The following is a 24,653-nucleotide window of genomic DNA, read 5'->3' as shown; positions in this document are numbered from 1 at the left end:
TGCAGCGCGGCAAGCAGCGCACGGTCAACGCGCGCTTCGCAGCCATGTGCAGCCACTACCTGTTCGACCCCGACTTCTGCAACGTCGCCTCCGGCTGGGAGAAGGGTGTGGTCGAGAAGAACGTGCAAGACAGCCGCAGGCGCATCTGGATCGAAGCCGCGACCCGTCGCTTCGGCTCGTTCATCGAACTCAACGCCTGGCTGAGCGAGCGGTGTCGTTCGGTGTGGAGCGACACCACGCATCCGATCCACCGACAGTTCACCGTGGCCGAGATGTGGGAGTTGGAGAAGCCTCACCTCATGTCCATGCCGGCCCCCTTCAACGGCTACGTCGAGCGGCTGGCTCGGGTCAGCAGCACCTGCCTGGTGGCTGCCGCGCGCAACCGTTACTCCGTGCCGTGCGAGTGGGCCGGCCACATCGTCAGCACCCGCGTCTATCCCGAGCGAATCGATGTGGCGGCCGCGGACGCCGTCGTCGCGAGTCACGCCCGGCTGCCGGGCAGTGGCCAGACCAGCTACGACTGGCAGCACTACATTGAGCTGGTGCAGCGCAAGCCAGGCGCATTGCGCAATGGCACGCCGTTCCTGGACCTTCCGGCGCCGTTGCTGCGTTTGCGCCAGTCGCTGCTCAGGCACCCTGGAGGAGATCGGGTCATGGCACAGGTGCTGGCTGTGGTGCCGCAAGCCGGCCTGGAGTCGGTACTGGTGGCCGTGGAGCTGGTGCTCGAAGGCAGAGCGCCCAGCGGCAGCATCAGCGTAGAGCATGTGCGCAACGTGCTGGCCCGCTTGAACAACCCTGCCACGCCGGCGCAGGCGCAGACGTCCTTGCAACTCACCCAGGCGCCCAAGGCCGACACCGCGCGTTATGACCGGCTGCGCCCCACCCACCAGGATCATCTAGACGGGCAGGAGGTGGGCCATGCGTGAGACCTCCATCGATGTACAGGCCCAACTGAAGGCGCTGCGGCTCAATGGCATGGCCACGGCCTGGGCCGATCTGACGGAGCAAGGCGGCGATACGACCCTGGCCGCATCACGCTGGCTGGTGGAGCACCTGCTGCAGGCTGAAGATGCGGATCGGGCGATGCGTTCCATCGCCCACCAGATGAAGGCGGCACGCTTCCCGATGCACCGCGACCTGGCTGGGTTCGACTTCACCGTCGCGCCGGTCGACCGCGCGTTGATCCAGAAACTGGCGGACCTCTCGTTCACGCAGGATGCGCAGAACGTGGTGCTAGTCGGCGGCCCAGGCACCGGCAAAACCCACCTGGCCACGGCGCTGGGAATTGCTGGGCTCACCCGGCACGCCAAGCGAGTGCGGTTCTACTCAACGGTCGATCTGGTCAATGCCCTGGAGCATGAGAAGAGCCAGGGCCGTGCCGGACGCATCGCCATGAGCCTGGTGCGCATGGATCTGGTCGTGCTCGACGAGTTGGGCTACCTGCCCTTCAGCCAGGCCGGTGGTGCCTTGTTGTTCCACCTTCTGTCCAAGCTGTACGAGCACACCAGCGTGATGATCACCACCAACCTGACGTTCGCGGAGTGGTCCACGGTGTTTGGCGATGCCAAGATGACCACGGCGCTGCTGGATCGCTTGACGCATCACTGCCACATCATCGAGACCGGCAACGAGTCCTACCGCTTCCGTCACAGCACGCACGAAGCCAAGGGGCGCATCAAGGCCCGTGAGCAGACCAAGAAGTCAGCAGCGGCCCAGTTGAGCAAGGACTCGCAGGAGGGGCCCTCACCTGATGGATCGGGAATACCAACTACCAGTTCAAAAAAAGGAGGACCTACCGAAGCATCCAACCTATAGTTATCCACAGCTGGCTTCTAATGGAACCAGCTCCAGCCCCTGGTCAATGTTCGACTGGCACTGCTGCTCACGTTTGCACTGGCACTAACAACGTGCCGAATTCAAGCTCGTGTGCATGGCGCTGAACTTGCGGCGAATGGCGGTCTTGGTAGGGTAGGAGCTAAAAAAAACGGCTTGCACCCAATGGGGGGCTGATTGCAACGCCCAGCAGTACCGCGAGCCGCATTTGCTAGTCTTGCCATCCGACAGACCCCGCAATGACCTCGGCCACTGACTTCGTCTGGCGCAGAAGTCCGGGCTTAAAACTTCTGCCGCGCAGACTCCTAGCTTGTTGAAAACCCCCACGCCACAGTGACTGAACCTGTTTTTGTAGGGCACTGCGTTGCAATTGAAGTACACCCCCATGCCGCCAGTAACCACGTTGGACCAATGCTCGCCGATCAGCTTGGCAATAGTCACGTCCTGACGCACCATTGCGCCATTGAACAGCAGCAGCACGTGCATGTGGGCACCCTTCTGCAACCCATATTCGAGCTTGACGGCATGGCACAGGTAGCTGGGAAAGTTCGTGCTGATGAAGGCCTTGAGCTCTTCCCAGTCGCCAATGATGCGATCTGTGGAGATCGGCGAGTGCTCCTTTCCGTAGCCAAGGTCCAGGCGTAGAACCATCAGTTTCGGGAAGGCTTGCTTGAAAGCAACGAGACGCTGAACCAGGACAGAGCGCTTCCGCTGATGCTCTCTGCGCACCGTATCGAGGCGTGCCTTTGCTCAAATCAACGCACTCACCTGCCGAACACCGCTTTGTGCAGACCTTCCTTAGGCGTGTCCGAAGTCGATATAAGGTTTGACCTGAATTTGCCTCTGGCATTTCAGCACTTCCGCAGCCTGGTGGAGAACTCGGCCGTGCAAGACCTGGTGCAGAAAGAGGTTGATCAGGCCAATTCCCACATGCCGCAGGTGCAGCAGGTGCGCAAGTTCCACTTGTTCACCAAGGAACTGGACCATGACGATGGCGAGGTGACCGCCACCATGAAGGTCAAGCGCAAGAGCATCTACGAGAAGTACGCTGGTGTGATCGAAGAGATCTATGCGTGAGAAGCGATCTGTCCGTATTCCCTGCATGCATGCATGCATGCAGAACATGGCGTCTTGGCTGGGCTCGCGCTGATCAGGAAATACCTTCCGAGATTCTCACAACTTCCCCTTTGAGCCATTGAACGGCTTGGTCGCCAGATGCGCGCTCATGCCAATGCAGGCTGATCTCGAAGTTGGGAAGAGAAAAGGGAACGGGCCGAATGACAAAATCAGAAGCTCCGTGAAAAGCATTGATGGCCACCCTCGGTATCGTCAGCAGATAATCGCTTCCCTTCAAGACCCTCTCGGCGGCAAGATAGTGGGATATCGTCAGCCTGATATCCCGGCACAGCCCCATCCCCTGGAGAAGGGCTTCTATGAAGGCGTGTCCACTGCTGGGCGCATCAATACTCAGATGGGTGGACTCCATGTAGTCGTCCAGGCCGAGCTCTTTGGAGGCCAGAGGGTGATTGCGGCACATCAGGACGACATAGCTCTCCCGGCGCAATTTTTTGACGAATGTTCGTCCCTTCACCATGGGAAGCGAACCTATTGCGAGATCGACGGCACCCGTCGCTAGCGCATAAGGCACATCGTCCCAGGGAATCTGCCGGACATCGAGGCGCACATGGGGCGCCGCCGCCTTCATGGCCCTCGACAGCGCGGGCAGGAAAATGAGCTGCCCCACATCCGACATATGCAACTTGAAAACCCTGGAGGACGTTTGCGGGTTGAAGCTGTTCGGATCATCAAGGCTTTGCCGGATTTCGAGAAGAGGCCGCTCAAGTTGCCGCCTCAGCGATAGCGAAAGATCGGTCGGGTTGATGCCATAGCGCGATCGTGTGTAGATCGGATCCCCGAGCGCAGCGCGCCATCGGCGGACCATCATCGACAGCCCTTGCTGCGTCACATTCAATCGCTGTGCCGCCACGCTGAGATTCCGGCAATCGCAAACCATGCAAAAAGCCTGGAGCTCGGAAATCGACCAGTCATAGGCTTGCAATATCGATTTCGCCATCTTTCGTTCCAGTTATCACCATGGTTGATAACTGAAGTATAGAGGGATGCGCTTTCTCAGGGAGGTCATGGATCCTAAGATCCCATCGGGAGATACAAGGACGCTGGCGCCAGCCGCTTCACACCGCACCTCCTTGGAGATAGCCCCTTTTTAAGAATCAATGATGGAGACAAAAGACATGCCGTATATGAATCGGCGCAAGGCATTGCAATGTGCTGCCTCCGGCGCCGCGTCGCTCATTTATCCCCCGATCGCATCTGCGGCCGAAGATTGGCCAGTGAAGCCTCTGCGGATCATCGTATCGGTACCGCCTGGCGGCCCGGCGGATGCTGTCTGCCGCCTCGTGGCACAGCAAATGGAAACCAGGCTCAAGCAGCCCGTGGTCGTGGACAACCGCCCCGGGGCCGTGGGACTGGTGGCGCTGCAGGCCGCTGCGGCGTCCCCTGCGGACGGCCACACGCTGGTGCACGTCCATCCTGGCGTCATCAGTGGACAATTACTGATGAAGCGCTTCGACATGATCTCCGGGCTATCGCCCTTGAGCATCGCGGGCGATTTCCAACTCACGCTCGTCGCTTCGGGAGCGGGGGGCATTGCCTCAATGAACGATTTCAAGGCCGCCGCCGCACGCCAGGGCGGTGGACTGGCGTACGGGACCCTGGGAGTGGGCTCGTTCGAGCACCTGCTCATTGAGAGCCTTTCCAAAACGATGGGAATCCGTGCGCTTCATGTTCCCTACAAAGGGGGAGCCGAAATGGTGCAGGCCCTTCTCAGTGGGCAGATTGATTTTGCTTATCTCATCACCCAACTGGCCGAGCCTTACCTGGCCAAAGGCCAGATGCGGGCCCTTGCAGTCCTCAGCGAGGAACGCAATAAACTCCTGACCAATGTTCCGACCTTCTCGGAAATCGGGATTCCCGTGAAGCCGATGGGATATTGGATGGGGCTGTGCGCCACCAGCGGAATACCCGATCAGATTGCCGATAGATTGCACAGTGTGATTGTCGATTCCATCAAGGCTCCGGCCGTCAAGAGCTATTTCGAACAAGGCGGATCCATTCCCCGCTACAGCGATTCACGGGCGTCTTTCAGGAAGCAGATGATCGAGGATCAAAACTTTCTCCAAGGCATCATATCGGCCAACAACATCAAGATAGCCTGATTTGATATTTCATCGGATAAGAATTACCAACGACATATGAGCAAAGAAAACCAATCCATCAAGACGGGCGAGTATGAGACCGCCCTCACCCGAACCGGAAAGGGTGCGCCAGTTCTCTTTCTCCACGGCTCAGGCCCAGGAGCGACGGGAATGTCAAACTGGACACTCGCAAGTCAAGAACTGGTGGAAGAGTACGATCTGCTGATTCCGGACCTCATCGGATATGGAGCCAGTTCACATCCCCGTACGCCGCCCGGCGGGATTCGCCAATGGATGAGGCTCTGGATCGATCAGATGTGCAACCTGCTGGACCAGTTGCAACTGGATCGGGTGCATCTCGTCGGGAATTCACTGGGTGGAGCGATTGCATTGAACCTCCTCATGGAGGCTCCTCACCGGTTTGGCAAGGTACTCTTGATGGGGCCGGCAGGCTCTCCCATCCGGCTGACGCCCGAACTGGATCGCATCTGGGGTTTTTACGACGATCCGACGCCCGCCGTGATGAAAAATCACATGCGGTGGTTTGCCCACGACGAGAGTTTCATCGCACAGCGGATCGACGATGTCGCTCGCATGCGCCTAGCGGCGGCCATGCAACCGGAAGTGCGTGCGAGCTATGAGTGGCTTTTCCCGGCGCCGCGCCAGCGCCATCTCGACGACCTCATCGTGCCATCCTCCGCCTTGCGGCGGATATCGAACGAGGTGCTCATTGTTCATGGGCGTGACGATTCCGTTGTTCCGTATGAGAACAGCACGTATCTGCTCAATCATCTTCCGTATGCCCAATTGCATGTGATCGGGCGTTGCAATCATTGGACACAGATCGAAAAGGCAGAGATTTTTCATGCTCTGCTCAGGAACTTCTTCGGCTGACAGCACTGGTTAAAAATGAGCGCTTATCTCATCATTCGTGTCAAGGTAAATGACCTTGATCTTTATAAATCGTACACATCCAGATCCCCGGCCGTCGTTAATCAATATGGAGGGAAATTTCTTGTCCGGGGTGGAGAGCCCACTACCTTGGAAGGCGATGAATTCAATGGCCGGATGGTGGTTATCGAGTTTTCGGACCGGCAAGCGGCGAAGGATTTCTACTATTCCGAAGAGTACCAGGAACTTGTCAGAATGAGGGCACCTGCATCTTCTGCCGAGTTCATTCTTATCGACGGCTTTTCTCCTGCGCCATGACCAGCGACCGGCTTCAGCGAACCGCACTTGTCTGCGGAGGAACCAGGGGGCTCGGGCTGGGCATTGCGTCGGCTTTTTCCTCCGAGGGGCTTCAGGTCCTGTGCACGTCCTCCAGCCCTCCGAACGGCGCAGACGGAAAAACGGTCTTCAAACTCGATTTCCGGGATCCCTACTCCATTGACGGGTTGATCGAAGGGCTTCAGGCGATGAAGCTCTTGCCCGATATCGTGGTGGTGAATGGCCCTGGCCCGTCGCCCGGATACAGCGACCAGGTCAGCGCAGCAGACTGGGAGGATGGATTCCGCATCCTGTGGGGCGGCCCGATACGCCTTGTCAGCATGCTTCTTCCGGCCATGAAAAGCCGAGGTTGGGGCCGCATCCTATGGGTGACCTCCGTCGCTGCCAAGAGCTATATGCCGGGAATGGCAATATCGACTTCTCTCCGATCGGGATTGCATGGCCTCGTGACGACCTTCAGCGCGGAATATGCTCCTTTTGGAATCACGGTCAATGCGATCGCGCCAGGCTATCACCTCACGGATCGATTATCAAAGCTCGGAGTTCCGTCTTCTACGCTCGATACGATCCCTGCGCGAAGATTCGGCACTGCGGAAGAGTTCGGCGCTTCCGCAGCCTTTCTGGCATCGGATAGGGCCAGCTACATCACGGGCCAGGTCCTTGTCAGCGACGGCGGCTGGTCGCATGGCACGGCGGGTCGTTAGAGGCAAACCGACATTCAGCCTGCTTCCTTGCCGCTGGACATCTCGGCGAACAGCGGCCGGGGCGAATCATCGATCAGTCGGGGAAACGAGTTGTTCACGCGGCGGTCTCCAGGGTTTTCTCGAACTGGCGCAGGCAGGTGGCGATCTGGCTGCTTATTGCGGGCATGCGCATGTCGTTGAAGCGGCCCTCCTCGAAGCAGCGTGCCGCAGCCATGTGGGTGGCGGTCACAAAGTTCATTCACGCGGGCTCTGTATTGGCCCGTGGTTTCATGGCTGTACCCGGTGCATCGACTTGCCGTCCAGCGACATCACCGTCTGGCCGTGCTGGTTGATGACTTCCTGTCGGGCCGTCACCACGCCCCGGTCGGGCTTGCTGCGCGAGCGCTGCACCGCCAGGATGCTGACCCGCAGCCGGAGCCGGTCGCCAGGGCGCACCGGGTGCAGCCAGCGCAACTGCTCCACGCCGGGCGATGCCATGGCCAACTGCTGCGGGATGTAGTGGTTGTTGCCGCCGACCGAAATCTGACAGTCTGAAAGGTCTGATGCCGATCCAAAATTGACAGGGGTGTTCAACTGCCCTGCTGAATTTTTCAGCAGGGATGTAAGAGGTGATCACCATGGACATGATTGGCAAGGTCAGGCGCATGAAGTGGCGCGACCAACTCTCTGACGGAGAGATTTGCAGAAGAACGGGACTGGCCAGAAACACGGTCAAGAAGTGGCTCAGGGCCCCCGGCGACATAACCCCGAAGTACGAGCGCAAGAAGGCTGATGGAAAGCTCACGCCATTTGTGGCGGTGTTGGAGCAGGCCCTGCGCACGGATGCGCACCGGGCCAAGAACGCAAGGCGCAGTGGCAAGGCACTGTTTGCCCAGATCCAGGCCCAGGGATACCGGGGTGGCTATAGCGCCGTGACGGACTTCATCCGTGCATGGCGGGTGGAGAGCGCCAAGGATCCCGCCAGGGCCTTTGTACCGCTGAGTTTCGAGCTGGGCGAGGCCTTCCAGTTTGACTGGAGCGAGGAAGGCCTGCTGGTTGGTGGGGTGTTCTACAAACTGCAAGTGGCCCATCTGAAGCTATGCGCCAGTCGTGCCTTCTGGCTGGTCGCCTACCCGGGGCAAGGCCATGAGATGCTGTTCGATGCCCATACCCGCGCCTTCCAGGCATTGGGAGGCGTTGCCAGGCGCGGCATCTACGACAACATGAAGACGGCGGTGGACAAGGTCAAGAAAGGCAAGGGGCGCATCGTCAACGCACGCTTCTCGGCCATGTGCAGCCACTACCTGTTTGATCCGGACTTCTGCAATGTCGCCTCGGGCTGGGAGAAAGGGGTGGTGGAGAAGAACGTGCAGGACAGTCGCAGGCGGATCTGGATCGAGGCTGCCAGCAGGCGCTTCGGATCGTTTGCCGAACTCAATGCATGGCTGGGCGAGCGATGTCGCTCGGTGTGGTCCGACACCGTGCATCCGATCCACAAGCAGTTCTCGGTGGCAGAGATGCTGGAGTTGGAGCGCCCCCACCTCATGTCCATGCCTGTGCTGTTTGATGGGTATGTGGAGAAGCCAGCGCGGGTGAGCAGCACCTGTCTGGTGGCGGTGGCGCGCAACCGCTACTCCGTTCCTTGCGAATGGGCGGGGCACCTGGTCAGCACTCGTCTGTACCCCAATCGGGTGGACATTGCCTGCGCGCAAACCATCATCGCCAGCCACGCCCGCACGCCTGGCAGCGGCCAAGTCACCTATGACTGGCAGCACTACATTGAACTCGTGCAGCGCAAGCCCGGTGCACTGCGCAACGGTGCACCGTTCCTGGACTTGCCTGAGCCCTTGCAGCGCTTGCGCAAATCCCTTCTGAGGCACCCAGGCGGTGACCGCACCATGGCACAGGTGCTAGCCAGCGTGCCGCAGGCTGGCTTGGATGCGGTACTGGTGGCGGTTGATCTTGTCCTTGAAGGTGCCACGCCCAATGGAAGTGTCAGTGCTGAGCATGTGCGCAATGTGCTGGCCAGGCTGAACGCGCCCCCCAGGCCGGAGCATGCAAAAACCACCTTACAACTGACCAACCTCCCGCTGGCAGATACGGCACGCTACGACCGGTTGCGCCCGACCCACAACGATAACCAAGGGGTCATTCATGTCTGAATCCAAACGCGATGTGCAAAGCGAACTCAAGGCCCTGCGCTTGAATGGAATGGCCAGCGCCTGGGCTGACCTTATGGAACAGGATGGCGGCTCCACGATTCAGAGCTCGCGTTGGCTGATCGAGCATTTGCTTCAGGCGGAGGACGTGGATCGGCATATGCGCTCGATTGCCCACCAGATGAAAGCTGCACGCTTCCCGATTCACCGGGATCTTGCTGGCTTCGACTTCGAGGTCTTACCCGTGGACAAGGTGCTGATCAAGAGGTTGGCGGACCTGAGCTTCACCGAAGATGCGCAGAACGTTGTCCTGATTGGTGGTCCTGGTACCGGCAAAACCCACTTGGCAACGGCTCTGGGAATCAATGGGCTGACGCACCATTCCAAACGTGTTCGGTTCTACTCGACGGTGGATCTGGTCAATGCGTTGGAGCAGGAGAAGACCAAGGGAAATCCGGGACGCATAGCCATGAGCTTGATGCGCATGGACCTGGTCATTCTGGATGAACTTGGATACCTGCCATTCAGTCAGGCAGGAGGAGCATTACTGTTCCACCTGCTGTCCAAGCTGTATGAGCACACCAGCGTTCTGATCACTACCAACCTGACGTTCGCGGAGTGGTCTGCTGTCTTCGGTGATGCCAAGATGACCACGGCATTGCTGGACCGGCTCACCCATCACTGTCACATCGTTGAAACCGGCAATGAGTCCTACCGCTTCCGCCACAGCTCCAAGGAGGCGAAGGGAAAGATCAAAGCCAGGGAGCTGAACAGAAAGACCGAGACCAGTCTGGAGGTGCAAACCCAGTAGGAGGCTATAGTTATCCACAGCCAGCCTAACCAACGCTGGCTACACGCCCCCTATCAAAATTGGATCGGCACACACTGTCAAGATTCAATCGGCGCCAACACTCTACCCACATAGATCATTCCCCCGCTGATGTGGCTACCGCCAATGACGACGTCTTCTCCCGGAGGTATCCAGCGCCCGGGCCCAGTGTAGGCCTGAGGCTGAGTTGGCGCAGGAGGTATCGCGTAGTGCGCCGGCTTTGAAGGTTCCTTTGCGACGACAGAAACCGGAGCATCGTCATCCACGAATCGCCGGGGGGCAGTAGGAGGTGCTGGGTGCGGGGTCAAGGCAGCTGTCGACATAGGTGCCTTCTGGGCCAATGACACAGGGTGGTCATCTGGGACGAATCTAGAGGTTGCAACAACTGAGGCGGGCGGTAAGCTGGACTCTGACACTTGAAGCGTCTCACCCCGCGACGTTGCTCGGGCAGAGGCTTCCAATGTCTTCGTTGCGGTGGCCGTTTTGGCTCGGGAAGGCGTGTCAGCAATCGGCTGTTTCGACGCGTTGGAAAAAAACACTCGATAGGCCCAAATACCGCCGACGATGAAAACGATGTAGCCCCATGTGCTTCGGGGGAAAACGATACAAAGAACCAATGCGGCTATGGCCGCAATAACGCCGCTGCTTGTCTTCGTCTTTTCCGCCATCCCGTTCCCTCGCACTTGAAAGGCGCATCTGCGCTGACCCATAAGAGTGCGTTACGGTAACAGATTGTCATCTGCAGAGCGAAAGATTTCGGCCATACGCAAACAGACCGAATACAAGGTGCGCGGAGAAGGCCTGCACCACGCGCCTCAGAGCGGCGACGGAAGAAAATTTCGGCGGTTTCGCGCTTGATGGGGACTGACTAAAACAATGTGCGGCAGTTCTCAGGATGACAGTCCTCCGGCCTCCGCCATGGGTGTTCCTGGATACAGTTGATTCAAGATCTCGGCAACCAGCTCTATGGTTCCCAACGCACTTCGTGCCAGCATTGGACTTCCATGAGCCAGCGCATTACGAATGCTTGGCGGGCTGTCCGAAAACCTTCCAACGAAATCCCAGTGATGATCTGCCGTTACCTGGCTCAGCACTTCTGCTCAAAGAAGACTTTGCGGGCCCGGTACAGCGCTACTTCGGTCTCCTGCTTTTGACTGGCCGATGCGCTCCCTACCTGCGCCTCCAACTGGGGTAGCTGGCGGTCTAGATTGCGGCAGATCGCTTTGGCATCCGGCGACAGTTTTTGGCGCTTTCGCTCCACGTTCATCTGTTCGTGATTCAGGCCCGTGAGCGGCTGAAATGCAGAATCCATTACTTTTCTGCGATCGTCACGCAAGACCTCTGCGCCCTTGCGCGTGCTACCGGTCATCTTGTCCATACCTTGGGTGGGGGTGGCGTCCACCACCTTGGCGCCGACGCAGGGCTCGTCGGAGTAGGACACCTTGCCGCTGTGTTCACAGCGATAGACCTGGGCACTGGCGGCTGTTGCCAGCAACATCAGCACCATGATTGCCAGAAGAGTACGCATGCGCGGATTATGAGTGGCCCCTATGAACAAAGCCGCCCCGGTTGGCGGCTTATGCCTGCGTGTAGGCATCAGTCCTTCTTCGTGCCCTCTTTGCCCGTATACGGGTTCACATTACCCTTGTGGCTCCAGTTGTAGGTCTTGGAGCTATCAGGGTTGGTCGCGCGATGGGGCGGAACATAGGTACCGTTCTTGGTAGTGTGTCCGCTGACGGAGTGGCTACCTCCTTTGGCCATGGCGGGCACGGCGAACACAGACAAGGCCAAAGCGCTGGCAAGCAGATTAGGTTTCATGGGTGTTCCGATCTGCACTTTACTTGTGGCCACCGACGTAGCGACCACCTTTACCGCTGCGACCCTTCCCACCAACCCGCGTGCTGCCAGTACGGCCCTTGGTTTCAAAAAGGGACGACGGGTCCAATGCAACCGAGAGAGACAAGCCTGCACTCCATGGCGTTTGAACCGGTGCTGCGCTGACCATGGTGGATGCGCCCAGGATGAGCGCGAAAAATACTGCTTTCATGTATCTCCTCGATTGGTTGTATCTGCATGTTAAGCAGAACGCCCCACTCTCCCCAAGGCTAAAACTGCAGAGCTTGCTCAGCATCAATGCCGGGGCACTACGAGAGGAACGGCAACCCCATGCAGGGACAGCGCCTGCAGGCCTCCCCCGTTTGGGAAGCCAAGCCGATGAAGATTTATTGTTTTCAATACTGGAACAGTTAGTTCGCGACTGGGTGGTTTTTCTCTAAACACCATCGGCGTACAGTTCATCCCATCGATGAGCCGAACCCGCAAGGCGACTCACCGAACCCGGTTCAGGAATGGTTTTTGACCCGGTTTTTTTGAGACGCTTTTTAACTTTCAAGGATTTTCATCATGAACAAGACCGCTCGTTTCCTCTCCGTCGCCGCTGTTGCCGCTTTCGCCGCCTTTGGCGCCCATGCTGACGAAGCCGATGGCTCGCAATTTGCTCTGAAGTTCGACACGAACCGCACCCGCGCTGAAGTGGCTGCCGAAGCCGCTACGGTGGCTCAAACACGCAGCATCGAGCCTGCTGGTTCGCGTGTGGTGACCTACAAGTCCACCGCTGACCGCGCTGCCGTGCGTGCCCAGGCTGCTGAAGCTGTGCGCACCGGCCAGATCCCTTCGGGTGAATTCAGCGCCATGTAATTGGGCAGACCAACTGCTGAGATTGGTTTGAAGCAGTTGCGGGACTTCCCATGGCGGTGGCACTTCGCGCGGTGCGGGTGCTGCTGCCATGGGGAGTGTTAACTGAACCGCAGGGGCGGGCAGGCAGATCGGGCTCCCTTTGGGGGCCCTTTCTGTTTGTGGGCGCCACTCTGCAAGCAGCTGCAAAACCCTGCAGGATCCAAGCATTCGGGCCCAAAGCGAGAGTTGAACGGTGCTCCAATCGGGCTCCGTTTTGTTCGACCCGAATGCTCCTTCTGTGAATCGTTTGTTCTCTTGGCCAGGCCGTGTGCGCCTGGCGGCTGTGCTGGCCCTGACTCTGGCCGGCGTTGTCCTCCCGAATCTCTCCTGGGCGCGATTTCCGCAGTTTGATAGTGCAGCCCTGCTCACGCCCGAGCCCACCTCCTTTGCGCAGTGCCCGCAGTTCTTTGCGAATGGGACACCACCCGCCATCACGCCCCGGCCGCAGCTGCGCGAACTTTGCTATGAAGCGTTTGCGGTACTGCACTCCGGCACCACCAAGACGCCAGTGTTCGTAGCCCAGCGGTTGAATCGGCAGATGCTGGATGGGGCCAACGAGAAACGGGCCAAACGGTTCTTCGCGGATGCGCGCCTGCCCAGTGGTGAGCGGGCCGAGTTGGAGGATTACAAGAACTCAGGTTACTCCCGAGGTCACATGGCGCCGGCGGGAGATATGGCCACGCCCACTTCCATGGCCCAGAGCTTCAGCTTGGCGAACATGGTCCCCCAGAATGCCCAGCACAACGGGGGCGCCTGGAACAAGATCGAGCAGGACACGCGGCACTATGTGAAGCGGGCCAAGGGGGATGTGTTTGTGATCACCGGACCGGTGTTCACGGATGCGGGGCCACGCATTGGGGCCAATGGGGTGAAGGTGCCCACCTATCTGTACAAGCTGGTGTACGACGCGAACACCCAAAGAGCCTGGGCGCACTGGCAAGAGAACCGCGAGGGGGAGACGGTGGGGCGACCGATAAGCTACCAGGAGTTGGTCAAACGCACGGGCGTGGAGTTTTTGCCAAGAAGTGCACTACAGCATTGAGTCGCAGCAAGGGCCGCGTCAGCGGCAGGGGTATAAATCGGTCCTTTCCAACCTCTACTCGTGAGCATCCATGAACCGCGCAGAACTCGTTGAAATCCTGGCTTCCAAGAATGATCTGTCCAAGACCGCAGCCAATGCGGTGCTGGAAACGTTGATCGACACCATCCAGACGGCCGTTAAGAAGGGTGATGCCGTGCAGCTGGTGGGTTTTGGGACCTTCAAGTCTGCCAAGCGTGCAGCACGCACGGGCAAGAACCCATCGACCGGTGCAGCGCTGAAGATCCCGGCGAGCACGGTGCCGAAGTTCGTGGCGGGTGCCAAGTTCAAAGCCGTGGTGGATCCCAAGGCTGCCAAGCGCAAGGCGGACAAGGCTGGGAAGTAAGTACAGCGCTTTCCGTCTCAATCAAAAAAACCGCCATGGGCTCAGGCCTTCGGCGGTTTTGTTTTTGGTGCTGCCGGACCGGGACATAGACCGATTTTCCCGGTTTGATCCAAGCAGCTACCGAACGACCTTCCAGCCCATCTCACGGCTGAGTTGCAACGCTGCAGCTTTGGTGGGTACGGCGTCCATCCAGAACGAGGGATCGTCCAGCAATCGGATGACCCATTGCGGCTCGCCTGTCTCGGTGGTGTGATCGATGATCACCTCCAGCTTGTTCTCCAAGGCATAGCGGATGGCAGTGGGATAACTGACAGGCGCTTCCTTCTTGAACTCTTTGGCCCAAAGCGTTTGTTCGAGGTTTTCCTGTGTCCAAGTGGGTTTGCTGCGCATGGTGCAGTGATCTTACGAGGTGAGGATGTCGTATCGATTTTTTAGGTACAGAAAGCAGGCATCTCTCACCATCGGGGCTATGACTACGTTTTCCAATGCCTTTCGCAATGAAGTTGCTCGCATGGCTCGCAAGGAGCTCAAGCCTGAACTTCAGGATATGCGCAAGTTGATCACCAGCCATCGCTCGGAGATCGCGGCACTCAAGCGTGAGGTTAAAGCTCTGACCTCCCAGCTCAAAGCAACTCAACGGCAGGTCAAAGTAAAGGATGCGCCCAAAGCCAAGGCGGTGACAGAAGACGTCACTCTCAAGAAGCCAAAACAGATCCAGTTCGATGCTCAGGTGTTGATCGACAAACGCACAGCACTCGGCATTACGCAAAAGCAGATGGCTCAGCTGCTGGGCGCTTCCTCGCTGTCGGTCTACAAGTGGGAGACGGGCCATGTCCAGCCCCGGGCTGCGCAACTGCAGCGCATTGCTGAAGTGCTCAAACTGGGCAAACGCAAGGCGTTGGCACTGCTCGATTCCGTGTAACTAAGGGCGACGGGCCCAAACTCGGTTTGTGCATAGTTGCAATAACCTCCAGCCCAGGACATGGAAGTGGTGCTCGGTCGCTAGCCATAGCCAGAGGAACAAGGAACAGCTGGTGTGCAAGTGGCGAGCTGTCGTACAAATTCGCGTACGCCGCCTCAACCGCCAAGGCCCGTGCGCGTCGGCAGAAGAATCGCAATGGGAAGAAGGTGGCTCGGCCGATCAGCAATCAGGAGTTGGCAAAGAGGACGATAGGACAGCTTTTGCCAGTAGAGGCCGCTCAGCACTGATTGCGCTCTACGGCACCGATTCCGGCCGCTCCAACCATGGCTGTGGAAGATCGAATGTGGGCTGCGACCGGGTAGCTACGGCAAAAACTGCTACGTAGCCATGAGTTACGTATAGGTCTTACACATGGCACGAGTTACAACGTCATCCATGCAGATGCAACAAGAAACAATCTGCCATGGCATACCAACTGGCATACCAGCGTCAGCAAAAAACAAAAAACCCCAAGTAAATCAATTACTTGGGGTTATGTAATGGCGGAGAGGGTGGGATTCGAACCCACGGTAGTGTTGCCACTACGCCTGATTTCGAGTCAGGTACATTCGACCACTCTGCCACCTCTCCTATGTGTCGAAGCCTGCGAGTATAGCAAGTTTTTCAGGGAGCCAGCACGGCCAAGCCGCCCAGGTAAGGGCGCAGAACTTCGGGCACCGTCACGCTGCCGTCAGCTTGTTGGTAGTTCTCCAGCACGGCCACCAGCGTACGGCCCACGGCCAGACCAGAGCCGTTCAGGGTGTGCAGCAGCTCGTTCTTGCCTTGGGCGTTCTTGAAGCGGGCCTGCAGGCGGCGGGCCTGGAAGGCTTCGCAATTACTCACCGAACTGATCTCGCGGTAGGTGTTCTGCGCGGGCAGCCACACTTCCAGGTCATACGTTTTGGCGGCGCCAAAGCCCATGTCTCCGGTGCACAGGCTCATCACGCGGTAGGGCAGGCCCAGCTTTTGCAGCACGGCTTCGGCGTGGCGGGTCATTTCTTCCAGGGCTTCGTAGCTCTTGTCGGGGTGCACGATCTGCACCATCTCGACCTTGTCGAACTGGTGCTGGCGGATCAAGCCCCGAATGTCACGCCCGCCACTCCCGGCCTCCGAGCGGAAGCATGGTGTGTGGGCCGTGAGCTTGATGGGCAGGTCGGCCTCTGGCGTGACCACATCGCGCACAAAATTGGTCAGGGGCACTTCGCTGGTGGGGATAAGGTACAGCGCGGAGTTGTCGGGCACTGGCTCGCCGTCCTGGCCGCCCTTTTTGGCGGCAAACAGATCGCCTTCGAATTTGGGCAACTGGCCGGTGCCCTTGAGCGAATCAGCGTTCACAGCGTAGGGCACGTAGCACTCGGTGTAGCCGTGCTCTTGCGTCTGCACGTCCAACATGAACTGGCTGAGTGCGCGGTGCAGGCGGGCGATGGAGCCCTTCATCACGGTAAAGCGCGAACCCGAGAGCTTGACGCCCATGTCGAAATCCAGGCCCAGCGGGGTGCCCAGATCCACATGGTCCTTCACCTCGAACGCAAAACTGGGGGCGCTGCCCCAGCGGCGTACTTCCACATTGCCGGTTTCATCGCTGCCTACGGGCACGGACTCGTGCGGCAGGTTGGGCACGGCCACCAGCATGGCCAGCAGCTCGGACTGGATTTGGTCGAGCCGAATCTTGGAGGAATCAAACTCTTGATTGATTGCAGCGACTTCTAACTTGAATGCCTCGGCCTGCCGCTTATTGAACTCAGCCTGATCGAACTCCTCAGTCGCAATCAGACGAGCAATTTGCCCCATCAGCACACCGATCTGTTTTGACCGCTGGTTGCGCTGGGCCTGCAGCTCTTCGGTGCGGGTCTGCAGCGTCTTGCGCTCGGACTCCAGGGCCTGGAAAGCGGAGACGTCCAGGAAGGCCTGGGGCTTTTTGCGGGTTTCCAGCCGCGCGATGGCGGTGTCGAGGTCTTTGCGGAGGAGAAGAATGTCAAGCATTGCTGGATTTTAGACGCCCCCCTGAGTCGCTTCGCGCCTTCCCCCAAGGGGGACGCACCCGGTGGCCCGGCAAAGCCGGTTCTGCGGGTGCACTGGCACGGGGCGCGCCAGTTGCGTAGCGCGCTTTCTGGCTTAGGCGAGGCTGGCCGGGTCGAAGTTGGCGCCGCAAAGAATGAGGGCCACCGTCTCCTGCGGCTGGGGCTTGTAGACGCCGGTTTGCAGCGCCGCCAACCCCAGCGCGGCAGCGGGCTCCACGGCCAGTTTCAGCTCTTTCCACAGCCACAGCTGGGCGGCGCGGATGGCCTCGTCGGGCAGCAGCAGGGCATCGTGCACGTGGCGCTGGCTGACCTCCCAGCCAATGGCGCCGATGCGGCGGGCGCCCAATGAATCAGCGGCCACGCCACCCACTTCCACATCCACCGGTTGGCCCGCAGCGCGCGCCGCGTGCAGAGTGGGCGCGCGTTCGGGCTCCAGCGCCACCACATGGGCGCGGCTCTCTACCCAAGCGGCCACGCCGCCGATGAGGCCGCCACCGCCCACGCTGACCAGCACCGTGTCGGGCAGGCGGCCGCCCTGCTCTTCCATCTCCAGCGCCAGGGTGCCTGCACCGGCCACCACTTCGGGCTGGTCGTAGGCGTCGGCCTGCAGCGCGCCAGTGGCCTTCTGGCGGGCCACGCAGGCTTCAAAGGCTTCGGAATAGGCTGCGCCGGTGACGACCACCTCGGCGCCCAGCGCGCGCAGGCGGGCACGTTTGGCCTCGGGCGAGACCTCTGGCACAAACACCTCGCAGCGCACGCCCAGCGCCTTGGCTGCGGCGGCCACGGCGATGCCTGCGTTGCCGCCCGAGGCGATGATCACGCCGCTCTCGGGCACCGGGTTCGCCAGCAGGCGGTACAGCATGCCGCGCGCCTTGAAGCTGCCACCCACCTGCAGGTGCTCCAGCTTGAGCCACACCTCGCCGCAGTCCACACCCAGGGATCGGCCAGACACACGCATCAGCGGCGTGGTGCGCAGAAAATCAGGCTGGGTGGCCAGTTGGCGGCGGGCGGCGGCAATGGCGGCGCGGTCGATCATGCGGGGGCTCCGGTGAGGCTGGTGGGGTCAAAAGAAGGGGCAGTGTAGGGGCTGCCCGCAACATGCAGACACAACGCTGACTGCATGCGCGCCGCACAACAGCCGATAACATGGGCAGGGCAGTACCTCACGCACACGCGCTGGCGGGCCTGCGCGCAGGAGAAAAGCATGTTCTTTGTATTCGGCCCGTCGGGCCAGATGTACCGGGGTGGCCCCGAAAACCTGTCGCGTATTTCTGCAGTGCGCAGCGTGCAGCGCCCACAGGCCCTGCGCACGCGGGCCATGGATGCGCAAGATGGCCAGCCAGGGCCCGTCTTCACGGCCCAGCCCCGCCCCACGGCGGCCGACACCAGCGCTGCCGCGCCTGCAGCCATCGTCAACCTGCGCATGCACGATGCCGTGAGCGCCTACGCCCAAACCGAGCAAGGCCCCCAGGCCAACACCCGCCAGCCACTGACCAAGGTCAGCGACGTGATGACCACCGGCGGCGTGAGTGTGGCGCCCGACGTGCGCGTGAACGATGCCTGGCAGACCCTGGCCGAGAACAAGGTGGCCCAGGCTCCCGTGGTGGATGCGCTGGGCCGCGTGATCGGGCTGCTGCTGCGGGCCGACATGGCACCGCTGGACCTGCTGCCCGAGCCCGGTGCCGTCAAGCGGGCCATCGACCTGGCACGCCGCCCGGTGTCTGAAGTGATGATCAGCCCCGTGCCCACCGTAGCGCCCGACACCGAACTGCGCCGCGTGGCCGCCGTGTTGCTGGACACCGGCCTGCCCGGCCTGCCCGTGACCGATGAAGTGGGGGTGCTGTCGGGCTTTATCTCGCGCACCGACATCCTGCGTGCGGTAGCTGCGGACCCACCGCTGGATTTGTGGAGCGGGCCTGCAGTGTCGCTGTAAGAAGCCCCTGCAGGCGCGATGGTAAAAAATGAACCAAATTAGCTTGTAGCGCTTATGCATCAAGCACTAGCAGCTATCAAAACAGAAGCATTTGATTGACGGCACCCGCTGACGGAGTGCCCGCCCTCGCCGCTCAATGCCCCGCTGGCCCGGTCTCCGGCGTACGTTCGGTGATGTCCAAGCCCGTGGCCGCGTCGATCTTGAGCCCCTTGGGCAGCGGGAACTTGATGGTTTCCTCGATGCCCGCCATGGTGCGCACCGACACGGCGCCCAGTGCCTTGATGCGGTCGATGACCTGCTGCACCAGGATCTCCGGTGCAGAGGCGCCAGCCGTGAGCCCCACACGCGCCAGGCCCTTGAACCACTCGCCCTGCAATTCGTCAGCGTTGTCCACCATGTAGGCCGTGGTGCCCAGCTTGGCGGCCAGTTCGCGCAGGCGGTTGCTGTTGGAGCTGGTGGGGCTGCCCACCACAATCACCACGTCCACCTGCGGGCTCAGCACCTTGACGGCGTCCTGCCGGTTCTGGGTGGCGTAGCAGATGTCCTGCTGCTTGGGCTCGCGCACGCTGGGGAAGCGCGCGCGCACGGCGGCCGAGATTTCGGCGGCATCGTCCACGCTCAGTGTGGTCTGCGTGACCACGGCCAGCTTCTCGGTCTGCTGGGGCTGCACGCGGGCCACGTCTTCCACGTCTTCCACCAGGTGGATGCCATGGTCGAGCTGGCCCATGGTGCCTTCGACCTCGGGGTGGCCCTTGTGGCCGATCATGATGAACTCGTAGCCCTCTTTGGCGAGCTTGGCCACTTCGACGTGCACCTTGGTCACCAGCGGGCAGGTGGCGTCAAAAATGCTGAAGCCGCGCGCCACGGCCTCTTGCTGCACCGCCTTGCTCACGCCGTGGGCACTGAAGACCAGCGTGGCGCCTGGGGGCACATCCGACAATTCTTCAATAAAGATCGCGCCCTTGGCCTTGAGGTCGTTCACCACATAGGTGTTGTGCACGATCTCGTGGCGCACGTAGATGGGGGCGCCGAACTTCTGGATGGCGCGCTCCACGATCTCGATGGCGCGGTCCACGCCTGCGCAAAACCCACGCGGCTCGGCCAGCAGGATCTCTTGCGGCGCCTGCATCACAGGATTCCGATCAGTTGCACTTCAAAGGTCACCGGCTGGCCCGCCAGCGGGTGGTTGAAGTCGAACAGCACCGCGCCGTCGTCGCGCACCTGCATCACGGCGCCCGCGTATTGCCCCAGGCCATCGGGCGTGGGGAACTGCACCACATCGCCCACGTTGTACTTTTCGTCGGGGTCGCCCAGCTCGTTCATCAGCTTGCGCGCCACCCACTGCTGCATGTCGGCATTGCGCTCGCCAAAAGCCTCGCCCGCAGGCAGCTCGAACGTGGTGCGCGTGCCCTCGGCCAGGCCCAGCAGGCGCTGCTCCACGGCGGGTGACAGCTCGCCCGTGCCCAGCGACAGGGTGGCGGGTTTGTCGTTGAACGTATTGATCACATCGCCTGCAGGGCCCGCCAGACGGTAGTGCAAGGTAAGGAAGGAGCCCGGCTGAACGGTGGGCAAAGCAGCAGCGGTAGAGGTCATGACAGTCTCGATAAACTCCTGCGATTGTAGAAAACCGGGCAAAGCCCTACCGCCGCCACCGCCGCTGGCGGGTCCCACCTCCTTGTCCCATGGCCATCAAAGACCTGCCCGCCGACGCCCAGCCCCGTGAAAAACTGCTGGCACGCGGCCCTGCCGCCCTGGCCGATGCGGAGCTGCTGGCCATCCTGCTGCGCACCGGCATCGTGGGCAAGGGCGTGCTGCAGATGGCACAAGAGCTGCTCGACCCGCCCGGCATCGACCCCACCACGGGCGCTGTCACCGGCGGCTTTGGCGGCATTGCTGGCTTGCTGCACACCAGCGCGGCCGATCTGGAGCGCATCAAGGGCCTGGGCCCTGCCAAGCGCGCCGAACTGGTGGCCGTGCTCGAACTCGCGCGCCGCGCCCTGGCCCAGCAACTGCGCGAACGCGAAGTGTTCGACTCACCCGACGCCGTCAAGCACTACCTGCAGCTGCACCTGGCGGCCAAGGGGCATGAAGTGTTTGCGGTGCTGTTCCTCGATGCGCAAAACCGCCTGCTGGCCATGGAGGAGCTGTTTCGCGGCACGCTCACACAGACCAGCGTGTACCCGCGCGAGGTGGTGCTGCGTGCCCTGCACCACCAGGCCGCAGCCGTGGTGCTGGCCCACAACCACCCCAGCGGCAGCGTGGAGCCCAGCCGCGCCGACGAGGCGCTGACACAAACCCTGAAGACCACGCTGGCCCTGGTGGATGTGCGCGTGCTCGATCATGTGATCGTGGCGCCCGGCCAGGCGCTGTCGATGGCCGAAAAGGGCCTGGTGTGACTGCCCCTGCGCCCGCGCCGGCCCACCCACCCACGGCACTACACGCCGCGCTGGCACGCGCTGCGCGCCGCACCGAAGACCCCTTGGGCACCACCGAGCCCACCCCTGCGCGCACTGCGCCCAATACACCCACGGCGCCCAACGTGCCCCGATCCGCCCGGCGCGCAGGTTTGGCCGATAAAAAGGCAGCGGCCAAGGCGGCGATGCGCCCCCTGCGCCACGCCCCCGCGCCACCCGCTGCCGACGAAAAACCAGCACCGCCCCGGCGCCGCGCGCCACCCGCCCCTCGCCGGGCGGGCGAACGGATCACCCAGCTGCAAGACCTGGCCACCGTGGCCCGCCGCCTGCGCGAGGACCAGGAGCGCCGCGAAGCCGAAGAGAAAGCCCGCCGTGAGGCAGCAGCGCGGGCCGAGGCCGAGCGCCACCTCTTCAGCCGCAGCGTGGGCCCCGTCACCCCGCTGCGCAACCCCAACGTGGCTCGGCTGCGCAAGCACCTGCCCCCGCCGCTGCCCGTGCAGCACTGGCTGGACGAGGAGCGGGTGCTGCTCGAATCCATCAGCGACGACTTTGACGTGAGTACCCTGCTCGACACCGACGACCAGCTCAGCTTTCGCCGCCCCGGCATTGGCGTAGAGGTAACGCGCCGCCTGCGCTCGGGCCACTGGAGCATCCAGCGCCAGCTCGACCTGCATGGCCTGCGCGTGGACGAGGCGCGCGAGGCGCTGGGCGAGTTCATCCGCCACGCCCACAAGACGGGCCTGCGCTGCGTGCGCGTGGTGCATGGCAAGGGGCTGGGCTCGCCCGGCAAAAGCCCCGTGCTCAAGGGCCGCGTGCAGCGCTGGCTGGTGCAAAAGAACGAGGTGCTGGCCTTTGTGCAGGCCCGGCCCATGGATGGGGGCGCGGGGGCGCTGGTGGTGCTGCTGCAGCCTGTGCTGCACAGAAATTCATAAGAAATAGCCGCTAGCGCTTGATTAATAAGCGGTAGCAGCTATTAAAAATATAGCAAATCATTGGGATGCGTAGCGGCGGCGCCGCGAAGGCACGCACCGCCACATTCCCCGTAGCGAGAGGCTGATGCTTACTTGGACAGATCCACGCCGTATTTCGACGTGCCCTTGCCCGATCCATCATCGGCCGCCAGCAGCGACACATTGGTCAGCCCGGCCGCCTGAGCCACGCTGAGTGCATTGGCACCCGAGCTGAACACCACCGGGCCCGCCACCGTGGCCTTGGCAAAGCGCCAGCTCTTGGCTGCACCGTTGGCAACGCGGGTCACCGCCGGGTTCTTGCGGATGTAGTCGATCACCACGTCGCGGTTGGCGTCGGGCGAGGCCCAGATGGTGCCCGAGCCGTCGAGCTTGTCGATGAAGCTCTTGCCGCTGGTGGCGCGGTAGTTGTTGGTGGCAATCACAAACTCCTGCGCCACGTCGATGGGCTTGCCCAGGTACGTGAGGTTCTTGATGCGGCTGCCCACGGGCTGGGTCACGTCGATCTCGTACAACACATCGGCCGTGGTGAACATGTCGAAGTTGTAGCCGGGGAACGTGCTGATGAGCGCCTGCTCGGTGGTCTTGGCCGGGTCGATCTGGTTGAAGCGCTTGGCAGCGGCTTCCAGCCATTTCTTGATGTCGCCACCGTTCACCTTCACCGCGTACACCGTGTTGGGGTACAGGTACAGGTCGGCCGCGTTGTTGATGGCCAGCGGGCCCACGGCCACGTCGGTGTAGTCCGCGCCACCCTGGAAGCCGCTCTTGAACGGCGCGCTCACCGACAGCACCGGCAGCTGCGCATACTGCGGCAGGCTGGCCTTGATGTAAGCCGCCACATAGGCCTGCTGCGCCTGGTTCACGATCTGGATCGAGCCGGGGTCACCCACATCAGCAAACAGCGTGCTCATGCGGAAGTCGGTCTGGCCGATGGGCGTCTTCACGTACTTGATGGCCGCCTGGTGCTGCGTCTCGATCAGCGGGGCAATGGCAGAGTCAGCATCCACGGTCACCGTCGTGCCCGCCGCGTTTTTGCTCTGGATGTTGCGCAGCTCAGACTTGCTGGCGGTCTTGTTGACCACCCACTTGGCACCATCCCACTGCAATGCCAGTTGCACCACACCCAGCGCCTTGCCCCAGGAGCTGGCCATGACGGCTGGCACGCCGTTGATGGTGCCCGCCTTGTGGTCCACACCGGCCTGGTTGAAGCTGGGGGTGGCCGCCGTGTCAGGGAACACACCGTGCTGGTGGCCCATCACCATCGCATCGATGCCTGCCACCTTCGAGAGGTACAGGCCCGGGTTCTCCATGGTGGCCGAGTAGGCGGCACTGTCGAGCCCGCCGTGCAGCAACGCCACCACGACGTCGGCGCCCTTGGCGCGCAGCTCGGGCACGTACTTGTTGGCCGATTCGACCGCGCCTTCGGTATAGACCTTGCCTTCCAGGTAGCGCTTGTCCCAGTTCATGATGCCGGGCGTGGTGAAGCCGATCACACCGATCTTGATCGGCAGCTTCACTTCCTTGCCATCCGCGCTCTTGCCCACCAGCGTGCGCTCCAGCAGCGTGTAGGGCTGCACCAGCGGCTTCTTGGTCTTGCTGCTGTACACGTTGGCCAGCACGGCGGGGTAGCCCGCGCCCGCGCACTTCTTGGCGGGGTCCACGCCGTCCACATCCAGCCCGCCGCCCAGCACCTGGTTCAAAAAGGGCAGGCCGTAGTTGAACTCGTGGTTGCCCAGCGTGCCCGCGTCAAAGCCCAGCGCGCCCATGGCCTTGTACATCGACAGCTGCTGCGTGCAGGGGATGGGGCTGACGGTGGCCTCGTAGTCGGCCAGCGCGGTGCCCTGGATGGTGTCGCCGTTGTCCACCAGCAAGGTGTTGGCAAACTCTTTGCGCGCGGCGCGCACCAGCGTGGCGGTGCGCTCGAAGCCGTAGCTCTTGTCATCGGCCAGCTTGAAGTAGTCGTAGCTGCGCACGTTGAAGTGCAGGTCGGTGGTCTCCAGCACGGCCAGCGTGGCCGTAGCGCCCGCATTGCTGCTGGCGCTGTCGTTGCCACCGCCACAGGCGGCCAGCGAAGCGGCCAGTGCCACCATACCCAGCGTGGCCACGCGGCGCGAGACATGCGAGGGAGAAATCAAAAAGCCCAGAGTGCGTTCAGACATGAACAGTCCCGAATTGAAACAAGGGGCCGAGTGTCTGGGTCGGGTTTGACAGCAGTGTGACGCGGCGGTGTGGCCGCAACACCTGCGCCGC

Annotated in this window: 29 protein-coding genes and 1 tRNA gene; 16 read left to right on the top strand and 14 right to left on the bottom strand. The window is 61.3% G+C overall.

What is annotated here, in order from left to right; all coding sequences use genetic code 11:
- Both OIN59_RS16655 and istB (OIN59_RS16650) read left to right on the top strand, forming a co-directional pair.
- The coding region (locus OIN59_RS16655; RefSeq protein ID WP_407655109.1) for a Mu transposase domain-containing protein at positions 1–926 on the top strand (926 nt) is incomplete at its 5' end.
- Positions 919–1,815: an IS21-like element helper ATPase IstB gene (istB, locus tag OIN59_RS16650; RefSeq protein ID WP_274112183.1), complete on the top strand. Its 897-nt coding sequence runs from the start codon at positions 919–921 to the stop codon at positions 1,813–1,815. The genes OIN59_RS16655 and istB (OIN59_RS16650), both read left to right, overlap by 8 nt.
- 84 nt (positions 1,816–1,899) lie before the next feature.
- Here istB (OIN59_RS16650) and OIN59_RS16645 read toward each other — a convergent pair whose 3' ends face one another.
- Entirely contained in the window at positions 1,900–2,484 is a 585-nt protein-coding gene (locus tag OIN59_RS16645; RefSeq protein WP_328517983.1) for a YagK/YfjJ domain-containing protein, read from the bottom strand.
- 153 nt (positions 2,485–2,637) lie between these two features.
- Here OIN59_RS16645 and OIN59_RS16640 point away from each other — a divergent pair, with 153 nt between their 5' ends.
- Entirely contained in the window at positions 2,638–2,910 is a 273-nt protein-coding gene (locus OIN59_RS16640; RefSeq protein ID WP_328517982.1) for a hypothetical protein, read from the top strand.
- Between the two features lie 73 nt (positions 2,911–2,983).
- Here the strand turns inward: OIN59_RS16640 and OIN59_RS16635 are convergent, their stop codons facing one another.
- Positions 2,984–3,907 (bottom strand): LysR family transcriptional regulator, encoded by a 924-nt coding sequence (locus tag OIN59_RS16635; protein WP_274112181.1) that lies wholly within the window; start codon positions 3,905–3,907, stop codon positions 2,984–2,986.
- A 163-nt stretch (positions 3,908–4,070) separates the two neighbouring features.
- Here OIN59_RS16635 and OIN59_RS16630 point away from each other — a divergent pair, with 163 nt between their 5' ends.
- The 4 genes from OIN59_RS16630 to OIN59_RS16615 are packed head-to-tail and all read left to right on the top strand — an operon-like array spanning position 4,071 to position 6,979.
- Positions 4,071–5,069, top strand: coding sequence for a Bug family tripartite tricarboxylate transporter substrate binding protein (locus OIN59_RS16630; protein ID WP_274112180.1), 999 nt, complete (start codon positions 4,071–4,073; stop codon positions 5,067–5,069).
- Positions 5,070–5,105: 36 nt separating this feature from the next.
- Positions 5,106–5,942: an alpha/beta fold hydrolase gene (locus tag OIN59_RS16625; protein ID WP_274112179.1), complete on the top strand. Its 837-nt coding sequence runs from the start codon at positions 5,106–5,108 to the stop codon at positions 5,940–5,942.
- A gap of 15 nt (positions 5,943–5,957) precedes the next feature.
- Positions 5,958–6,257, top strand: a complete 300-nt coding sequence (locus OIN59_RS16620) for a DUF1330 domain-containing protein (RefSeq protein ID WP_274112178.1) — start codon at positions 5,958–5,960, stop codon at positions 6,255–6,257.
- Positions 6,254–6,979: an SDR family oxidoreductase gene (locus tag OIN59_RS16615; protein ID WP_274112177.1), complete on the top strand. Its 726-nt coding sequence runs from the start codon at positions 6,254–6,256 to the stop codon at positions 6,977–6,979. Before OIN59_RS16620 ends, OIN59_RS16615 begins: the two co-directional genes overlap by 4 nt.
- Positions 6,980–7,073: 94 nt before the next feature.
- Here the strand turns inward: OIN59_RS16615 and OIN59_RS16610 are convergent, their stop codons facing one another.
- Complete coding sequence (locus OIN59_RS16610) at positions 7,074–7,217, bottom strand: hypothetical protein (protein ID WP_274112176.1); 144 nt, start codon at positions 7,215–7,217, stop codon at positions 7,074–7,076.
- Positions 7,218–7,246: 29 nt separating this feature from the next.
- Complete coding sequence (locus OIN59_RS16605; protein WP_274112175.1) at positions 7,247–7,456, bottom strand: FAS1-like dehydratase domain-containing protein; 210 nt, start codon at positions 7,454–7,456, stop codon at positions 7,247–7,249.
- 140 nt (positions 7,457–7,596) lie between these two features.
- Here OIN59_RS16605 and istA point away from each other — a divergent pair, with 140 nt between their 5' ends.
- Entirely contained in the window at positions 7,597–9,120 is a 1,524-nt protein-coding gene (istA, locus tag OIN59_RS16600) for an IS21 family transposase (RefSeq protein WP_274112174.1), read from the top strand.
- A complete protein-coding gene (gene istB, locus OIN59_RS16595) occupies positions 9,113–9,928 on the top strand; it encodes an IS21-like element helper ATPase IstB (protein ID WP_274112173.1) in 816 nt (271 codons plus the stop codon). Before istA ends, istB (OIN59_RS16595) begins: the two co-directional genes overlap by 8 nt.
- A 1,105-nt stretch (positions 9,929–11,033) precedes the next feature.
- Here the strand turns inward: istB (OIN59_RS16595) and OIN59_RS16590 are convergent.
- The 3 genes from OIN59_RS16590 to OIN59_RS16580 form a co-directional block, all read right to left on the bottom strand.
- Entirely contained in the window at positions 11,034–11,474 is a 441-nt protein-coding gene (locus tag OIN59_RS16590) for a DUF4124 domain-containing protein (protein WP_274112172.1), read from the bottom strand.
- 68 nt (positions 11,475–11,542) lie between these two features.
- Entirely contained in the window at positions 11,543–11,764 is a 222-nt protein-coding gene (locus tag OIN59_RS16585; protein ID WP_274112171.1) for a hypothetical protein, read from the bottom strand.
- Positions 11,765–11,783: 19 nt separating this feature from the next.
- Complete coding sequence (locus tag OIN59_RS16580) at positions 11,784–11,993, bottom strand: hypothetical protein (RefSeq protein ID WP_274112170.1); 210 nt, start codon at positions 11,991–11,993, stop codon at positions 11,784–11,786.
- A 356-nt stretch (positions 11,994–12,349) separates the two neighbouring features.
- Between OIN59_RS16580 and OIN59_RS16575 the strand changes: the two genes are divergently transcribed.
- From OIN59_RS16575 to OIN59_RS16565, 3 genes are all read left to right on the top strand, one after another.
- The gene (locus OIN59_RS16575; RefSeq protein ID WP_108498094.1) at positions 12,350–12,643 is read left to right on the top strand and encodes a DUF4148 domain-containing protein; all 294 of its coding nucleotides are present in this window, start codon (positions 12,350–12,352) and stop codon (positions 12,641–12,643) included.
- 277 nt (positions 12,644–12,920) lie between these two features.
- Positions 12,921–13,724 (top strand): DNA/RNA non-specific endonuclease, encoded by an 804-nt coding sequence (locus OIN59_RS16570; protein WP_274112169.1) that lies wholly within the window; start codon positions 12,921–12,923, stop codon positions 13,722–13,724.
- A gap of 70 nt (positions 13,725–13,794) precedes the next feature.
- Positions 13,795–14,106 carry an HU family DNA-binding protein gene (locus OIN59_RS16565; RefSeq protein ID WP_056057356.1) on the top strand — a complete coding sequence of 104 codons (312 nt, stop codon included), beginning with the start codon at positions 13,795–13,797 and terminating at the stop codon, positions 14,104–14,106.
- A 117-nt stretch (positions 14,107–14,223) separates the two neighbouring features.
- On the opposite strand, the gene OIN59_RS16560 is transcribed toward OIN59_RS16565, so the two are convergent.
- Positions 14,224–14,496, bottom strand: a complete 273-nt coding sequence (locus tag OIN59_RS16560; protein ID WP_274112168.1) for a hypothetical protein — start codon at positions 14,494–14,496, stop codon at positions 14,224–14,226.
- Positions 14,497–14,575: 79 nt separating this feature from the next.
- Here OIN59_RS16560 and OIN59_RS16555 point away from each other — a divergent pair, with 79 nt between their 5' ends.
- Positions 14,576–15,028 (top strand): helix-turn-helix transcriptional regulator, encoded by a 453-nt coding sequence (locus OIN59_RS16555; protein WP_274112167.1) that lies wholly within the window; start codon positions 14,576–14,578, stop codon positions 15,026–15,028.
- Between the two features lie 540 nt (positions 15,029–15,568).
- Here the strand turns inward: OIN59_RS16555 and OIN59_RS16550 are convergent.
- From OIN59_RS16550 to OIN59_RS16540, 3 genes are all read right to left on the bottom strand, one after another.
- A tRNA-Ser gene (locus OIN59_RS16550) sits at positions 15,569–15,658 on the bottom strand.
- Positions 15,659–15,691: 33 nt separating this feature from the next.
- Positions 15,692–17,050 (bottom strand): serine--tRNA ligase, encoded by a 1,359-nt coding sequence (gene serS / locus OIN59_RS16545; RefSeq protein WP_274112166.1) that lies wholly within the window; start codon positions 17,048–17,050, stop codon positions 15,692–15,694.
- Between the two features lie 132 nt (positions 17,051–17,182).
- A complete protein-coding gene (locus OIN59_RS16540; RefSeq protein ID WP_274112165.1) occupies positions 17,183–18,124 on the bottom strand; it encodes a threonine/serine dehydratase in 942 nt (313 codons plus the stop codon).
- Between the two features lie 168 nt (positions 18,125–18,292).
- Between OIN59_RS16540 and OIN59_RS16535 the strand changes: the two genes are divergently transcribed.
- Positions 18,293–19,021: a CBS domain-containing protein gene (locus OIN59_RS16535; protein ID WP_274112164.1), complete on the top strand. Its 729-nt coding sequence runs from the start codon at positions 18,293–18,295 to the stop codon at positions 19,019–19,021.
- Between the two features lie 133 nt (positions 19,022–19,154).
- Here the strand turns inward: OIN59_RS16535 and ispH are convergent, their stop codons facing one another.
- Positions 19,155–20,150, bottom strand: a complete 996-nt coding sequence (gene ispH / locus OIN59_RS16530; RefSeq protein WP_274112163.1) for a 4-hydroxy-3-methylbut-2-enyl diphosphate reductase — start codon at positions 20,148–20,150, stop codon at positions 19,155–19,157.
- The gene (locus tag OIN59_RS16525; protein ID WP_274112162.1) at positions 20,150–20,614 is read right to left on the bottom strand and encodes an FKBP-type peptidyl-prolyl cis-trans isomerase; all 465 of its coding nucleotides are present in this window, start codon (positions 20,612–20,614) and stop codon (positions 20,150–20,152) included. The genes ispH and OIN59_RS16525 overlap by 1 nt, the downstream gene beginning before the upstream one ends.
- An 89-nt stretch (positions 20,615–20,703) precedes the next feature.
- Between OIN59_RS16525 and radC the strand changes: the two genes are divergently transcribed.
- Together radC and OIN59_RS16515 are read left to right on the top strand one after the other, a co-directional pair.
- Entirely contained in the window at positions 20,704–21,417 is a 714-nt protein-coding gene (gene radC, locus OIN59_RS16520) for a RadC family protein (protein WP_274112161.1), read from the top strand.
- Positions 21,418–21,620: 203 nt separating this feature from the next.
- Positions 21,621–22,367: a Smr/MutS family protein gene (locus OIN59_RS16515; RefSeq protein WP_407655112.1), complete on the top strand. Its 747-nt coding sequence runs from the start codon at positions 21,621–21,623 to the stop codon at positions 22,365–22,367.
- 128 nt (positions 22,368–22,495) lie between these two features.
- Here OIN59_RS16515 and OIN59_RS16510 read toward each other — a convergent pair whose 3' ends face one another.
- A complete protein-coding gene (locus OIN59_RS16510) occupies positions 22,496–24,493 on the bottom strand; it encodes a bifunctional 2',3'-cyclic-nucleotide 2'-phosphodiesterase/3'-nucleotidase (protein WP_274112191.1) in 1,998 nt (665 codons plus the stop codon).
- Between the last annotated feature and the right edge of the window lie 160 nt (positions 24,494–24,653).

This window comes from Acidovorax benzenivorans, assembly GCF_028680575.1.
GTDB classification, from domain to species: domain Bacteria; phylum Pseudomonadota; class Gammaproteobacteria; order Burkholderiales; family Burkholderiaceae_C; genus Acidovorax; species Acidovorax benzenivorans.
Note: the sequence above shows the minus strand (reverse complement) of the source record. Positions and strands in the feature narration are given on the sequence as shown.

Coding starts and splice junctions, on each gene's coding strand:
- OIN59_RS16585 (WP_274112171.1), bottom strand. CDS start 11,764: ATGAAACCTAATCTGCTTGCCAGCGCTTTGGCCTTGTCTGTGTTCGCC.
- OIN59_RS16560 (WP_274112168.1), bottom strand. CDS start 14,496: ATGCGCAGCAAACCCACTTGGACACAGGAAAACCTCGAACAAACGCTT.
- OIN59_RS16515 (WP_407655112.1), top strand. CDS start 21,621: ATGCGCCCCCTGCGCCACGCCCCCGCGCCACCCGCTGCCGACGAAAAA.
- serS (WP_274112166.1), bottom strand. CDS start 17,050: ATGCTTGACATTCTTCTCCTCCGCAAAGACCTCGACACCGCCATCGCG.
- OIN59_RS16630 (WP_274112180.1), top strand. CDS start 4,071: ATGGAGACAAAAGACATGCCGTATATGAATCGGCGCAAGGCATTGCAA.
- OIN59_RS16615 (WP_274112177.1), top strand. CDS start 6,254: ATGACCAGCGACCGGCTTCAGCGAACCGCACTTGTCTGCGGAGGAACC.
- OIN59_RS16535 (WP_274112164.1), top strand. CDS start 18,293: ATGTTCTTTGTATTCGGCCCGTCGGGCCAGATGTACCGGGGTGGCCCC.
- istB (WP_274112173.1), top strand. CDS start 9,113: ATGTCTGAATCCAAACGCGATGTGCAAAGCGAACTCAAGGCCCTGCGC.
- OIN59_RS16580 (WP_274112170.1), bottom strand. CDS start 11,993: ATGAAAGCAGTATTTTTCGCGCTCATCCTGGGCGCATCCACCATGGTC.
- OIN59_RS16590 (WP_274112172.1), bottom strand. CDS start 11,474: ATGCGTACTCTTCTGGCAATCATGGTGCTGATGTTGCTGGCAACAGCC.
- OIN59_RS16565 (WP_056057356.1), top strand. CDS start 13,795: ATGAACCGCGCAGAACTCGTTGAAATCCTGGCTTCCAAGAATGATCTG.
- OIN59_RS16620 (WP_274112178.1), top strand. CDS start 5,958: ATGAGCGCTTATCTCATCATTCGTGTCAAGGTAAATGACCTTGATCTT.
- OIN59_RS16525 (WP_274112162.1), bottom strand. CDS start 20,614: ATGACCTCTACCGCTGCTGCTTTGCCCACCGTTCAGCCGGGCTCCTTC.
- OIN59_RS16635 (WP_274112181.1), bottom strand. CDS start 3,907: ATGGCGAAATCGATATTGCAAGCCTATGACTGGTCGATTTCCGAGCTC.
- OIN59_RS16610 (WP_274112176.1), bottom strand. CDS start 7,217: ATGAACTTTGTGACCGCCACCCACATGGCTGCGGCACGCTGCTTCGAG.
- OIN59_RS16575 (WP_108498094.1), top strand. CDS start 12,350: ATGAACAAGACCGCTCGTTTCCTCTCCGTCGCCGCTGTTGCCGCTTTC.
- OIN59_RS16645 (WP_328517983.1), bottom strand. CDS start 2,484: ATGGTTCTACGCCTGGACCTTGGCTACGGAAAGGAGCACTCGCCGATC.
- OIN59_RS16510 (WP_274112191.1), bottom strand. CDS start 24,493: ATGGTGGCACTGGCCGCTTCGCTGGCCGCCTGTGGCGGTGGCAACGAC.
- ispH (WP_274112163.1), bottom strand. CDS start 20,150: ATGCAGGCGCCGCAAGAGATCCTGCTGGCCGAGCCGCGTGGGTTTTGC.
- radC (WP_274112161.1), top strand. CDS start 20,704: ATGGCCATCAAAGACCTGCCCGCCGACGCCCAGCCCCGTGAAAAACTG.
- OIN59_RS16540 (WP_274112165.1), bottom strand. CDS start 18,124: ATGATCGACCGCGCCGCCATTGCCGCCGCCCGCCGCCAACTGGCCACC.
- OIN59_RS16555 (WP_274112167.1), top strand. CDS start 14,576: ATGACTACGTTTTCCAATGCCTTTCGCAATGAAGTTGCTCGCATGGCT.
- OIN59_RS16625 (WP_274112179.1), top strand. CDS start 5,106: ATGAGCAAAGAAAACCAATCCATCAAGACGGGCGAGTATGAGACCGCC.
- istA (WP_274112174.1), top strand. CDS start 7,597: ATGGACATGATTGGCAAGGTCAGGCGCATGAAGTGGCGCGACCAACTC.
- OIN59_RS16605 (WP_274112175.1), bottom strand. CDS start 7,456: ATGGCATCGCCCGGCGTGGAGCAGTTGCGCTGGCTGCACCCGGTGCGC.
- istB (WP_274112183.1), top strand. CDS start 919: ATGCGTGAGACCTCCATCGATGTACAGGCCCAACTGAAGGCGCTGCGG.